Origin of the sequence: Paenibacillus sp. FSL R5-0744 (genome assembly GCF_037972555.1) — a bacterium.
In the GTDB taxonomy this organism is placed as follows: Bacteria; Bacillota; Bacilli; order Paenibacillales; family Paenibacillaceae; genus Paenibacillus_AQ.
Genome location: NZ_CP150228.1, coordinates 1746860 through 1761039, shown reverse-complemented (window position 1 = coordinate 1761039; position 14180 = coordinate 1746860). Strand labels below are relative to the sequence as shown.

Below are 14180 nucleotides of genomic sequence, written 5' to 3'. Positions count from 1 at the left end.
GGAGGCCATCTATGAAACTTGACCTGTCGGAAGAATCTCTTCCCGTCTACGAAGCTTTAGCCAGTTCAGTTCGTCTGCACCTGCTGCGCTTGCTTGCCGAGAACCCAATGAATGTCAAGGAATTGGCCGCAGCGGTAAATTTGAGCAGCGCCATTATGACAATGCATGTGCGTAAGCTAGAAGCTGCAGGACTTATCCAGACACATATGGCACCTGGACGAAGTGGTCTGCAAAAGATCTGTACGCTGGCTGCTGAAAGTGCCGAGATCACCTTTCCAGGCAGACAAATTAATGAGCGCAAAAGCTACCGCAAGGAGCTTCCTGTTGGGCATTATTCCGACTTCATGATCGAGCCTACCTGCGGTCTTGCCACTACAGAGCAAGTGATTGGCAGCTTTGATGATCCCCGTTATTTCTGGGATCTCGAGCGTATGAATGCTGGTATTCTCTGGTTCGGCAAAGGGTATATCGAATATAAAATTCCTAACTTCCTTCTCTCCAGTCAACAGCCCGAGGAGCTAATCATTACGATGGAGATTGCCTCCGAAGCGCCTTCCATTAATAATAATTGGCCCTCCGACATCACTTTCACACTGAACGGAGTACAGCTTGGATTCTGGACCAGTCCGGGTGACTACGGAGATAGACGTGGTAAATACACGCCAGCTTGGTGGCCAGCACTCACGAATCAATACGGCCTTCTTAAGCAGCTGCGCATTACATCTAAAGGCACGTTTATGGACGGCCTGAAACTGTCCGACGTTACGCTGGATCAAGTGAACATTCGCAACAAGCAATGGACTTTCAAGCTTTCCGTCGATGAAGAGGCCGAGCATATTGGCGGCATTACCCTTTTTGGCAAAGGCTTTGGCAACTATAATGATGATCTAATCGTTGAGCTGTTCTACACAGATACCCATGAATAAAGCCGCATTCATCTCCCATTGGAGAGTCGAATGCGGCTCTTATTTTACCTTATTTCATGTTCAATGAAGGGTCCCCATAATCCGCCACCAGGCAGTGGACAGCCACGTTCCTTAAGCTTAGCTACAACAGGAATAATGCATCCACAAGCTACGCAAGTCACACTCTCATGCAGCTTAGGACAAGTCCCGCAAAGAGAAATCCGTTCAGCATAAACCTCATCTGGAACACAAAGCTCTGTCTTAAACATGGATGATGACAAGATTCGCTCTATCTGTGCATCGGTAACCTTGTAATCGTCGCGACACCCCTTGCATGCAGATGTTGTTGACATGATAACACCACCTTATGCCTTCGGCGTAATCTCCAGCACAGTTACTGACATTGGAGCCAGCTCTACATTAAGAAGATTACCTTCAAGTGTAAAGGCTGTAAAAGCTTGCGGTACGACAGCATCTGGCTGAATAAATGTATTATGAGCATCTATCTTGTTACCTGTGAGCGTAGTGCCTGTCACTTCAACCTTCTGCCCGGAAAGGCCACGTAGCTCGAGGGGTACAGTAGCTGATGCAGCGTGATTCAAGTTGCAAAGACTGACATGAATGATCCCAGCGTCTGTTACGGAAGCTGAAGCAGATACTTCAGGAATCTCGCTGCCCTCAAAGCTGTAAGTCCCACTATCGATTGTTAACTCCAACAACTCAGCATCCTGATGGACTTTAAACATATTGAATACATGATAGGTAGGCGTTAGCAGCATTTTTTCTCCTTCGGTTAAAATCACTGCTTGAAGCACGTTAATGGTCTGCGCAATATTTGCCATCCGTACCCGGTCACTGTGTTTATGGAAAATATTCAGGGTTACGCCAGCTACAAGGGCATCCCGAATTGTATTTTGTTGATATAGGAATCCTGGATTCGTACCCGGCTCAACATCATACCAAGTTCCCCATTCGTCAACGATAAGGCCTACTCTTTTATCTGGGTCATATTTGTCCATAATAACGCCATGTTTAGTAATCAGCTCATCCATGCGAAGGGCCTTCTCCAAAGTGCTAAACCATTCACTAGTTTCAAAGCCTGTTGCTGCCCCTTTATTCTCCCATGCTGGACCAGGAATCGTATAATAATGAAGGGTAATCGAGTCCATAAAGCGTGTAGCTTCACGCATTAGAACTTCCATCCAGTGATAATCATCCACGTTAGGACCACAAGCGATCCGATGAATACGATTCTCCCCGTAATTACGTACATACGTCTGATATTGGCGATAAAGATCTGCATAATATTCTGGACGCATATTCCCGCCGCAGCCCCAATTCTCATTACCAACGCCAAAATAAGTGACAGCCCAAGGCTCTTGATGACCGTTCTGCTGGCGAAGCTCAGACATCGGTGAGACACCGCCAAAGGTTAAATACTCTACCCATTCGGACATCTCTTGAACCGTACCACTTCCCACATTACCATTGATATAAGGTTCACATTCCAGCATCTTACATAATTCCATAAATTCATGTGTACCAAAATGGTTGTTCTCAACCGTGCCGCCCCAATGCGTATTGATCATACGTTTACGAGCTTCGCGATCACCAATACCATCTTTCCAATGATATTCATCTGCAAAACATCCACCCGGCCAGCGAAGTACTGGAATTTGTATTTCTTTAAGCGCTTTCACAACATCATTACGAATACCGTTAGTGTTAGGAATCGGTGAATCTTCTCCGACCCAAATGCCTTCATAAATACAACGTCCTAGATGCTCAGAGAAGTGTCCATAAATATTTTTGTTTATCGTACCTTTGCGAATGTCTGTGTTAAGGATTGCGCGATATGCCATGAATAAACTCCGCCCTTCAACATTTATATTTTTATTAACTAATTAATAATTATACAAACATTATAGAGCGGTCCTCAGCGATCCGTCAATCTCCAATATGAATGAATCTATTCTTTATCAATCGGTTTGTTTATCCCGTCTTCATAATAATCAAAAACGAGCTGCCGCTGCGTTCCTCTTACCCCGTAAAATACGTCGGAGATCCGTTTCCCCTTCCGTCTTAATTCATTCTCCAGCCACTCTTTGGTCAGTCCATTATTCTCAAGATTCTCTTCAATGAGGACGCCATCCATAATTAACTCAACGGGAAAGCTCTGAGGGACAGAAAGAAGCTTCAAATCTTTTCGGGTAACATATTGATATTCTTGTTTCTTTAAGACGGATACCATTCCGTTATCTTCTAATACGGCATACTCTACTACCTCTAGATTAAAAATTTCTTTTTCTCTCAGTGCCTGATCCAAGGAGTCTAGCGAATACCTTACCTTTTTCATATTCCCTTCAAGAATTTTCCCGTTTTCGATAAGTACCGTAGGTGATCCTGAGATCCAGCTTCTCATTCTACGACTCTTTATAGCGATGATAGATAGTAAAAAAGACGTAGCTGTGATAACAATAAGCGCCACGATCATATATGACGACTTCAGGTCTTTATTAAAAGCCAGGTTTGCCGCAAGCGATCCTAATATAATGCCTGTCACGAAATCATGAAACGTCAAATTAGAAATCGTTTGTTTACCCAATATCTTAGCTATCACTAGCAGCATGATCATAGCGACCACAGTACGAAGAACAATATCCATATGCGCCTGCATCTCTAATGCTCCTTTCTATTCAATCCCCTATTATTCACAAACCAAGGTGAAATGAAACGTCATTACAATTGGTTTAATTTTAAGAGGTCATCCGGAGACTTCTATAAACGTCAAAAGGGCTCTGGAATGGTTCTACTGAACCGTCCCAAAGCCCTAGCTACGAATGCTTATTTTTCAGTCTTGATTGCAAGCAGATTGTGCAGAATCATTGCGCTTTCAGCTCGAGTTGCTGAGCCTCCCGGATCGAATTGCCTGTCACTTCGACCCGGGATAAGTCCAAGGGCTTGAGATTGACCGAACTATAATTGACTGCAGCTTTCGATTCTCCATTGACATACGCATCTTCCAGAAACATACAGCTTCGTCTGGTTCCGAATCGGAAGGCTCGGTGCAGTACCATCCCGATCATTACCGCCATGTGACCGTACAGTTCATCTATCGACGGGATCATTTCAAGACAATCGCGTTCCATAAATTTATCGAATTATTGCAGCAAAAACCCTGAAGACTCGTATGATGAGTTTCTTCAGGCTTTTTTACATGGCACCGTTATGATCACCTGTGCGCCGCCTTCGACACGGTTTCCTGCTTCGATATGCCCTCCGTGCTTTGTAATGAGCAACTGTGCTGTATACAATCCAAGCCCGGAATGACCTTTGTCTAGAGATCTAGACGGATCCCCCGTGTAGAATTTATCGAACATCCGCCGCAAATCAAGAGCGCTGAACCCCTTCCCCGTATCCTTCATGTCAAAGGTAATCTGCGTCTCCTCTACGATGACCGTCCACTCGATCCTTCCCTCCACTGGCGTAAATCGCAAGCTATTGGTAATCACGTTATCGAATACTTGCTCCAACCGTGATGTATCCACAAGAAACTGCTGTTCTTGGTCGCATCGCCTATTCACATAAGAGAAGTCAAAAGCAATCCACTTCTCACGGCATAACAATGCGTATTCATCTTTTTTCCGCTCACAGAAGGCGAGTAAATCCGCTCTCGTATACTGGAGGACAAAATCAGGCGTGTCGATTTTATTCATGAACAGCAATTCCGTCAGCATTTTGTCCGCACGCTGCGTACTGTTCTGAATGGTTAACAAGTACTTCTCCAGCCGTTCGGGACGGCGTGCACCGCTCTCGATTAAATTGTCTACATGACCTTGAATGATCGTCAGCGGCGTCCGCAAATCATGGGCAATCGCAGAGATCATGTCGCGTCTCTCCTGCTCCAGCTTCCACTCCCACTTCAAGGATTGCTCCAGCGCGATCCGCATCTCTTCGAAGGCATCGGAGAGCTCGATCAGCTCCTTCGACCCACCTGCTCCTGCGACGGAGAAATTCAGGTCATTCTGCTGGATTCGTCTAGCTCCCCCGATGATCCGTGCGATCGACGGTTCGAGCCGTTTACCCAATTTTCTCGCGAAAATAAAAGAGAACAAGACGATGAAGAAGAACGGTGCGATCAAACTGCACAAAATAAGCATAACGAGCAGCCCGTTTCCAGGGTTGTTGGAGGATACACTTAAACTGTATCGTAGCACCAGCATCCCCTTTAATTTTTTCTGCGAATCAAGGATCGGGTGGTAATTGATATATTTCCCGCCCTGTTTCTCGCTACGGTTCAGCTTGCTTAGCACATCCTCCGGGCTGTTGACGAAAGTCTGCCCCTTCCAGCCGTAGACGATTTGCCCCTTCAGATTCACGATTTGATACTGCATGCCTTTCGTCAGAATAACATGTTCCAACGAATTCTGCTTTGAAGGAGATAATAAGGCGTCTTTTTGCTGATCTACATAACCTAGAATCTGGGGAATTTGCTGCTCATAATAGTTGGCTGGTAGAATGCTCTTGTCCGTTTGATTAATCAAAACATAAAGCGTACTGCCCCAAACCAGCATCGAGCCGATGAAGCTATAGAAAAGAACGAGTGTAAATGCGCCCATAAACTGTCTGCGCAGCGGTTTTCGACTTGCCTTTACTTCCTTTCGAATCTGTACCCTACCCCCCATACCGTTGTAACAAAGGTCTTCTCTGGTGCTGCGCACGCCAGCTTCGCCCGGATATTTTTGATATGTTCGGTAATTGTGGCTGCTTCTCCCTCCGCATCGAATCCCCAGATCTTCTCATAGATTTGTTCCCGCGAGAATACTTGATTCGGATGCATGAAGAGAAGCCGGAACAATTCGAACTCCCGGCTGGTCAGCGGAATCGGAAGGTTCTGGTAGAATACCTGATGGCTGTCCAGATCCATCGTGAGATCGCCATGGTGCAGCAGCTTCGGTTGATGATCAAGATGGCTCCGCTGCTCCCGACGAAGATGCGCTCTTATTCTCGCCTTCAATTCTTGCATGCTAAAAGGCTTCACGATATAGTCATCGCCACCGACGGCGAGTCCTTGGATCCGATCCGCTTCATTGGAGCGCGCGCTTAAGAACAGAATCGGACACGAGACCCGGTCACGTATCGCTTGGCATACTTCGAGCCCATCGAGATGCGGCATCATAATATCCAGGATGATTAAGTCGGGCGTCTCTCCCAGTCGATCGAACACTTCCTTGCCGTCATAAGCCACTGATACCTCATACCCATCATCCTGAAGCGCATCGCGCATAAATCCGACGATTTCTCGCTCATCATCGGCGATTAATATCTTTTCTCTCATCTCTTGAATTTCCTTTCGCGTCTATCAATCTAGCAGCTTTATCCCCTCATTGTACCTTCTTGTGCGCCAAAAATCCCCTGCAGCGGCACACACGGTGTTCACGACAGGGGAACAATTAAATTTTCAGGTATAACCGAGTTAGAGCTTCGTTGTCGGTTCTTTGACTTTATCGAAGACGATGATCCCGTCATATTGCTCTTTTGGAATGAATCGCATCGACATCGGCATAATGATCTCGGACGTCATGCCATCCTCGGCTGCATAGATCGGTTTGAACATCCAAGCATTATTTTTGTTCGGAGACTTGTGCTTGGATAGATCCGCAAACGCAATCTTATAACCGCTCTGCATCATCAGTTGTTCCAGACTCCCCTTCGGCATCGGCTGAATATCGAAGATCTTCTGTGTCGTAATCGTGCTTGCCTTACCGCTGTTCATGTACAGACCCAACACGTAGACCTTATCCTTTAGCTTCTTATGTAGCAATTCTCCCATACTTGTAAAGCTGTTAATCCATTTCCCTTGTTCTTTCGTTTCGATTTTGGACGTATTCTTCGCCAGATGATCGTTATGCGCCCATAAAATCACTTTCTTGCCGGGATACATCACCTTCATTAACCACTCCACATTGTCAGCCATGATTCGATCACGGAATTCATAGCTTTCCTTCGTATCGTACATCCCCATCTCGATGAATTTGACCCGATCCTCCAACGTCTTGACAGCGATATCCACCATCCGCGGGTTCGCAGGGTAGGCGGCTGCAAGTTGTTCTTTGTTCTCTTGGATGAATTGGATCAACGCCTTGTATTTCGGTTCGTACGCATTCTTCACCTTCTTGATTTCTGCTTTCGCCTCCGGATGACTATCGTCCATGCCATATTGGTTGAGCACCTTATAGAAATCCGTCATCGCTTGCATTTCGAAGTTGAAATAATTCTCGCCCTGATCCTTGTCTACCTTGGCAATCCAACCGGCAATAAATTGCGTTAAGTACCCTGATGTGAACTGCATGTCATAACCTGCTAGATATAAGGGATCGTTCGTCCCTTGCTTCTTCTTGATGTAATCGAATAAATTCAGAGTCTCCTTGGAATGCCAGATGGGAAAAATTGAACGTTCCATCATTTGTTGCGATGTCCATGTTCCTGCATTATCGTACGTCATGAATGAATCCCCAAGGCCCGACTCAAATGCAATCACGTCAAAATCCAGCTCTTCGTGTAAATATTTGATCAACCTTGTCTTCATGCTGCTGTATTCTGCGACACGGTGAAAGTTCTCGCCAAGGCTAATGACCGTCTTATCTTTCAAGATCGGCTTCAGAAACGCTAAATCTTTATAGTCCGATGACGTCAAAGATTTAATCTCTTGAATATTCTCCTTCGACCCCGTAATTTTCTGCGCGGTCGCCGTGGCGCTCACTGGCGATAGTAATAGTGAAAATGCTAGGCCCAGGGAAATGATACCTGTTAATCGTTTCGTTGCTTGCATGTTGAATGTTCTCCTCCTTCGAAATCTGTTATTACGTCGTTCTCTTACCATGCAGAGACATCGTAACAGGAACTTCTAAGGAATCTATAAAGATAAGAGAATAATTCCTCAATGCGCGTGACAGACCCGCTTCTTCACGAATCTCACTGCCATATTTAAGACTAGCATGATCATCCCGATGTTGATCGCATAATCCGCTAGATTAAGAATGCTTCTTCCCGATCGAGACATGATAAAATCCGTGACCTGCCCGAACACCAGTCGATCAATCCCGTTGCCAACCGCACCGCCGACTAAGAAACCAGCTATCATATCCGCCAATCGGCCTTTCCAGGCACCCATGCTGCGATAATAGAATACACCGATGACGAACAAGATGGCGATCACCCCGAATAACCACGCATAACCTTGGAATAAACTGAATGCCATCCCGCTATTCTCATAATGTGTAATCTCCCATCGTCCAAAGAACAAGCTATCTCCGATATCCAGTTTCAACCGAATCCAAATTTTCGAGACCTGATCGATCAAGATCACGACCATCGCGATCATACAAAACCACATAGCGATACCCACTTTCTTCTCAGCCTATGAACAACCATGTAACTCCCTTGTGCTCATCATACTACAAAACCATGTGGCATCGAAAAATAAAGGCACGCCCGAAGGAGTGCCTTTCAGGTATCCTTATATTGACTGCTCGTCTTCATTTTTTTGTAAAATAATGAAAGAAAACGCAGGTTTCTTGTGTCTAATAGCTGAGAGGATAGGGGAATGATTTCTATGACGGCAACGCTAAAAAAGTCTACAAGTTATCTTCCTGCACAAAATTCAGCACGGCATCGTCGACGGCCGAAGTTCTTCCCAGATCAGGGCAATTTACAAGCTCAATTTCGCAAGTCTCCGCACAGCCGTGTAGTTCAAAAAGAACCAGTTCATTACGACCTTTGCGCAGCAATGGACCGGGGATGTATAGGGCCCTTTGCGGTCCTGCGTTCCAGTAGCGGCCTAGATTAAATCCGTTGATCCAGGCAACCCCTTTATTCCATCCATCGAACCGTAGAAAAGTATCCCCAATTTCCTCCGCCTCAAAGCAGCCCCGATAGAATCCGGGCAAACCTGAAGGTGCCGCAGCTTCTTGCTTCTCCACCGTCTGCTCCTTGTACTCAAGTGAAGCCAGCGTTCCCGGTTCTAACGGAAGTGTACGGATCGTCCAGTTATATTGCAGCTGGTTATCGATTCGAACCCCGTCCAGAATTCCTTTCGGATCACGAATGAGCGGCCCATAATTAATCCGACCCATATTCTCGACGAGAATATCCAGCTGCGCTCCACCGGCAGGAATGGAAAGTTCAAGTGGCTGCGGATTCCAGCGTTCAATGACCCCAAGTAACTGTCCATCCAGGAAGACCTGCGCCCGATCACGCACACCTTCGATGTAAAGCTTCTGCCTGGACCGTGGTCCCTGCACATAAGTGCTGTACAATATAAAACCATAGGATTGTCCCAGCTTTTCCATCGGCTGCACACACACACTGTTCACCGGCTCGGATAACTTCTCCAGATTGGAAGTTGTGAATAGTTCCGCTCTTTCCATCAAGGCAACTTTCCCGTAGGAGATCTTCGGAATCGGCTCAGGGAGCGGACAAGTCGGTGCAAATCCATGTTTGCCCAGTACCGACCGAACAGCTTCAAATTTCGCTGTCGTATCTCCCCATTCCGTGAGCGGGGCATCATAATCATAGCTTGTAGTCGTCGGCTCGTAGGCGACGATATGATTCGCCCCATTATAGAAGCCAAAATTGGTCCCGCCGTGGAACATGTACATATTGAGTGAGGAGCCGTGCGTCAGGATATCATCCAGAACGCCAGCTACATCTTCGGCATCGCGCACATGATGATCCTCCATCCAATGATCGAACCAGCCGTTCCAATATTCCATCACCATCAGCGGCTCTTCAGATCGGTACTCCCGGTATTTGCGGAAGGATTCCTCTGCACAGGAGCCAAAATTAACTGTAGCATGCACATCTTCCAGAGTTCCACCGAGCAACATTTCATCGGTTGGTCCGTCGGAGGTAAAGAGCAACACATCGACCCCTCTGCTGAGGAGTCCATTACGCATATATCTCAGGTAACTACTGTCATTGCCATAGCTGCCATATTCATTCTCTACCTGGACGGCCAGAATCGGCCCGCCATGTGTGGACAGTAGCGGAACCAGCCGAGGAATCAGCTCATCGTAATACCGGTCCACCTTGCTTAAATAAAGAGGATCACAGCAGCGAAGCTGAAGTTCACTGTAAGCCAGCAGCCAGGCCGGCAGACCACCGAATTCCCATTCGGCACAAATGAATGGACTCGGTCTGACAATAACATGAAGCCCAAGCTCTCCGGCCAGTTCAATAAAAGAGACCACATCGGCCATGCCATCAAATACGAACTCCCCTTCCTTGGGTTCATGCATATTCCAGGCGACATAGGTCTCCACGGTATTGAATCCGCAGGCTTTCAATTTCAGTAGCCGGTCTTTCCAGTATTCAGGCACAACCCGAAAATAATGAATGGCTCCCGATACGATCCGGTAAGGCTTTCCGTCCAGCAAATATTGTCCGTCGTTCCAAGTGAGTAGGCTCATTATCGACGACCTCCTTTTTAGCATTTATTCTAGCGATTCCCCACAGTGGTAGACGGCAAGCCGTCTAATCTTAGGGCTTGCGGCAGCTACTGGCACCCGTAGTCGTATCTTCTCTGCGCATACCGGAGGGAAGGCGTCGATTTTCTTATGGCCAATCGCGCTGCCACGTTTCAACTCCATCCACGCTCCGTCACTGAATGCTTCCAGCACATATTCGCTCACTCTTTCGCCATAAGCGATGTCCTCCATAATCTCGGCGTGGTCAATCACAGTAGCTACAGGCAATTCCAGCTCAATAAGATCTCCAGTGCCCGCCGTTACGGCTAGTGCCTTTCCGAATCTACGTTGAATCTCCTTGCCAAATTCCAGCAGTCGCTGCACATCGGCCTCTGGAAGCAGCCCGCGGTTGTCAGGGGCCACATTGAGCAGCAAAGTCGCCCCATGTCCGACCGAACGATAATAAATATCCATTAGCTGCTCCAGAGACAGCAGCAGATGCTCTTCCTGAGGATGCCAGAACCAGCGGTCTTTACGGATGGGCACATCGCATTCCGCAGGCACCCAGCTCGGTGTTCCGGGAAGCCAGTTCAATGAAGCTTCACTGAACATGCTACCTCGCGCGGAATCCGCAGTGTTCCAGCAGGGATAAGGAGCAAGGCCATCCTCATTGCCAACCCAGCGAATCGTTGGTGCCCCCATATTAAACACCATAGCACTTGGCTGATATTGTTTGATCAGATCCATAATCCGCCGCCAATCGTAATTACGGCCTTCAGATCCTGCGCCGTCGAACCAAATCTCCGTAAGTGGGCCGTAGCCCGTAAGGAGCTCCTGCAATTGCAAACAATAGAAATCATCATATGCTTGCGGATCCGCATAACATGGCTCATGTCTGTCCCATGGAGACAAATAAATGCCGAAGCCTAGTCCAAATTCACGGCAAGCCTCCTCGCACTCCTTGACAACATCGCCTCGCCCTTCTTTCCATGGGCTGGAGGCAACAGAATAAGTACTCGTTGCAGTCGGCCACAGGCAGAAACCATCATGATGCTTAGCGGTCAGTATAAAATAACGGAATCCAGCTTCTTTAGCTGCACTAACCCATTGGCGGGCATCCAGATGAAACGGGTTAAAGACCGTAGGTGAATCGCTACCTTCTCCCCACTCCTGATCGCAAAATGTGTTCATTCCAAAATGGCAGAACATCCCCAGCTCCAGATCCTGCCACTCCATCTGTTCCTTAGAAGGCAAAGCTACTTGCTCTTCGGACTTGTTCTTTGAAGAAATGCTTTCCATCATTTTTATACTCTCCCGTATATTTGTGTAAGCCCAATGTATAAATAAGGGCTTTGGAAAGCCGGTTGATGACCTTCCAAAGCCCCGTCCCCAACTTGGGATACCTCGCTTATTGCCTATTTACTTGATGACACCTTTTTCGTTGATAATTTTCGTTGCTTCATCAACCATCCATTGCTGCACCTTATCAATCGATTCATTTCCAAGCATGAATCTGCTGAAGCCGTCATCGATAATTTTGGTCAATTCGGAAGTTGCCGTCGTCATCACCTGCGCACCGTCAAGGAACTGAATTTCTTTATCGAAAAGTGTGTATTTGAGTGAATCCATATCATACATATCTTCTTTGCCAGCGACCAATTTAGTCAGCAAGGTCTCATTATCAGCTTTTTTATATCCGGAGAATTCCAGTCTGTTATCACTAACAGCCGTCGACATAAATCTCATCAATTTGAAGGAAGCCTCTTTGTTCTTTGAAGTTGCGCCCATCGCCAGCATGTTGCCGCTGGTGAAGTATTTGCCTTCATAGTCTTTCGGTTCCGATCCTGCAGGAGGCACCGGTACCGGAGCAAAGGCTGTCTTGAATTCATGCGGATACTGCTCGGTGTTACCTGGATCAGCAATTGTCCAGTTGCCAGCCAAGATCATAGCAGCTTCTTCATTGAAGAATTCGGTACGATAGTTAAGCTTAGCGGCAAGAGCATCTGCATAAGATTTCGCAGATTTATCAGCAGACTCCATATCTTTACGCAGCTGGAAGAAATACTTATAAGTCGGATCCGCGAAGATTGTCGTCCCGTCATCATATACGAACGGGTCTTTCATCATCGTTTGAGCTGGAGCGTTCATGTACAATTCCCAGGTGTGGAAATATGTGCCGTAACGTTTGTCCACGCCTTCGCCTTTGGTCAGTTTTTTGGCATAGTCGCGGTAGTCATCCCATGTCCAGCCAAAAGTAGGTACAGGCAGACCCGCCTCGTCCAGTGCATCTTTGTTCAGCATCACGTAGTTGCTGCTCTTCGTATATTGCAACCCATAATAGTTGTTGTCGACCTTAGCATTCACATAGTATTCATCCTCAGGAACGAGGTTATCTTTCTCATAGAATTCATTCAGCGGGGCAAGTGCTCCCCGAGTCGCCCGTTCAAGCACGCCTCCCAAGCTTGGCACCTGAACAACATCAATCGCTTCGCCGGAAGAAATCAGGAAGTCGAGTTTCTTCAGCATCTCCACAGAATCACCGGGAACGAGTGTCACATGCTCTACCTTGATGCCTGGGTTCTGATCCATAAATTCCTGCAGCATAGCATCGGTACCAGCCGACTGGGCTTCATTATCCCAGTTGTAATACTTGATGGCCACTTGCTTGTCCACCTTGGTGTTCCCGGCATTCGTACTAGCTTCAGCATTCCCATTCTTTTCCGAGTTTCCGGAATTTCCACAGGCGCTTAGCGTTAAGGAAACCGCCAGCATGGAGCCCAGTACAACGGATAATCTTTTTTTGCTCTTTGTTTTCATTTTACTTCCCCCCGCACTGAATTTTAAGTATAGTGCCTTGTTCATTTCTTATTATAGGCATCCGCTTTACTGGCCAAGTGCACAATTTTGCTGTTGTAGGATCACATTTTTGACTTTTACTATCTATCGCACACCCGCAGGTCAGCCCTTTACGCCGCCAAGGGAGATTCCGTTAATGACTTGCTTTTGCAGAGCGATGAACACGATGACGAGCGGGATGATCGCCGAAACAGCTGCCGTCATCATAATCGCATAGTTGTTCGAATAATCGTCCCGGAACAGTGTCATACCGAGTGGGATAGTGTACAAATTCTTATTTAGTAAGAAGATCAGCGGATTCTGGTAATCATTCCAGGTCCAGATAAATTTGATGATCGCCACCGTAGCGAGCACCGGCTTGCAGAGCGGAATAATGATAGACCAGAATATCCGTAAATGGCCTGCACCGTCAATTCGCGCCGCTTCAATGTATTCGTCGCTGACACCAATCATAAATTGCCGCAGCAGGAACGTGAAGTAGATGGAGAACATACTCATTAAAATAATTGCAGCATGAGTATCATAAAGACCGAACCAGCGAATCAGCAGAAAGCGCGGAATCAGTGTGGCCTGGTCAGGTATAATCATGAACGACAGCAGCGCCAGAAATACCATATTTCGTCCTTTGAACTTGATTTTGGTCAAGGCGTACGCCGACATAGATGAAATGATAAGTGTAATTAAGGTTGTAATAATCGCAACTTTAAAGGAATTTAAATAGAAATGAGAAAAAGGTACTCGTCCCATCCAAACCATCTTGAAATTATACGCTACATTGATCTTCTCGGGAATCCATTGGATCGGGAAGCGCATAACATCTTTCTCATATTTAAAGGCTGCGGAAATCATCCAGATCAGAGGAATAAGAAATACAATGGACAAAGCCCCCATGATGCAGGTAGTGATCACTCTGGACATATTTTTTCTAATCAGTTGCATGTTAATCTCCCCC

13 protein-coding genes are annotated in these 14180 nt (G+C 46.7%); 1 reads left to right on the top strand and 12 read right to left on the bottom strand.

From position 1 onward, the window contains the following. Positions 1 to 11: 11 nt before the first annotated feature. Complete coding sequence (locus tag MKY19_RS07695) at positions 12 to 926, top strand: ArsR family transcriptional regulator (protein ID WP_339801783.1); 915 nt, start codon at positions 12 to 14, stop codon at positions 924 to 926. Between the two features lie 44 nt (positions 927 to 970). On the opposite strand, the gene MKY19_RS07690 is transcribed toward MKY19_RS07695, so the two are convergent. The 12 genes from MKY19_RS07690 to MKY19_RS07635 all read right to left on the bottom strand — a co-directional run bounded on the left by MKY19_RS07690 (position 971) and on the right by MKY19_RS07635 (position 14167). After that, positions 971 to 1258, bottom strand: a complete 288-nt coding sequence (locus MKY19_RS07690; protein WP_042186032.1) for a hypothetical protein — start codon at positions 1256 to 1258, stop codon at positions 971 to 973. Positions 1259 to 1270: 12 nt separating this feature from the next. Next, complete coding sequence (locus tag MKY19_RS07685; protein WP_339801780.1) at positions 1271 to 2767, bottom strand: alpha-N-arabinofuranosidase; 1497 nt, start codon at positions 2765 to 2767, stop codon at positions 1271 to 1273. Between the two features lie 107 nt (positions 2768 to 2874). Next, positions 2875 to 3582 (bottom strand): DUF421 domain-containing protein, encoded by a 708-nt coding sequence (locus MKY19_RS07680; RefSeq protein WP_042186028.1) that lies wholly within the window; start codon positions 3580 to 3582, stop codon positions 2875 to 2877. Between the two features lie 205 nt (positions 3583 to 3787). Then, positions 3788 to 4033 carry a hypothetical protein gene (locus MKY19_RS07675; protein WP_339801776.1) on the bottom strand — a complete coding sequence of 82 codons (246 nt, stop codon included), beginning with the start codon at positions 4031 to 4033 and terminating at the stop codon, positions 3788 to 3790. Positions 4034 to 4108: 75 nt separating this feature from the next. Continuing rightward, the gene (locus tag MKY19_RS07670; RefSeq protein WP_339801772.1) at positions 4109 to 5626 is read right to left on the bottom strand and encodes a HAMP domain-containing sensor histidine kinase; all 1518 of its coding nucleotides are present in this window, start codon (positions 5624 to 5626) and stop codon (positions 4109 to 4111) included. Beyond that, positions 5557 to 6243 (bottom strand): response regulator transcription factor, encoded by a 687-nt coding sequence (locus tag MKY19_RS07665; protein ID WP_076284294.1) that lies wholly within the window; start codon positions 6241 to 6243, stop codon positions 5557 to 5559. Before MKY19_RS07665 ends, MKY19_RS07670 begins: the two co-directional genes overlap by 70 nt. Positions 6244 to 6381: 138 nt before the next feature. Then, positions 6382 to 7737, bottom strand: coding sequence for an erythromycin esterase family protein (locus MKY19_RS07660; RefSeq protein WP_339801769.1), 1356 nt, complete (start codon positions 7735 to 7737; stop codon positions 6382 to 6384). A gap of 108 nt (positions 7738 to 7845) precedes the next feature. Continuing rightward, positions 7846 to 8313 (bottom strand): signal peptidase II, encoded by a 468-nt coding sequence (lspA, locus tag MKY19_RS07655; RefSeq protein WP_339801765.1) that lies wholly within the window; start codon positions 8311 to 8313, stop codon positions 7846 to 7848. Positions 8314 to 8542: 229 nt separating this feature from the next. Further along, entirely contained in the window at positions 8543 to 10375 is a 1833-nt protein-coding gene (locus MKY19_RS07650; protein WP_339269694.1) for a beta-galactosidase family protein, read from the bottom strand. Positions 10376 to 10399: 24 nt separating this feature from the next. Further along, complete coding sequence (locus MKY19_RS07645; RefSeq protein ID WP_339801761.1) at positions 10400 to 11674, bottom strand: alpha-L-fucosidase; 1275 nt, start codon at positions 11672 to 11674, stop codon at positions 10400 to 10402. Positions 11675 to 11791: 117 nt separating this feature from the next. Next, complete coding sequence (locus MKY19_RS07640; protein ID WP_076300067.1) at positions 11792 to 13189, bottom strand: extracellular solute-binding protein; 1398 nt, start codon at positions 13187 to 13189, stop codon at positions 11792 to 11794. 141 nt (positions 13190 to 13330) lie between these two features. Next, the gene (locus tag MKY19_RS07635; protein WP_042186014.1) at positions 13331 to 14167 is read right to left on the bottom strand and encodes a carbohydrate ABC transporter permease; all 837 of its coding nucleotides are present in this window, start codon (positions 14165 to 14167) and stop codon (positions 13331 to 13333) included. Positions 14168 to 14180: the final 13 nt, after the last annotated feature.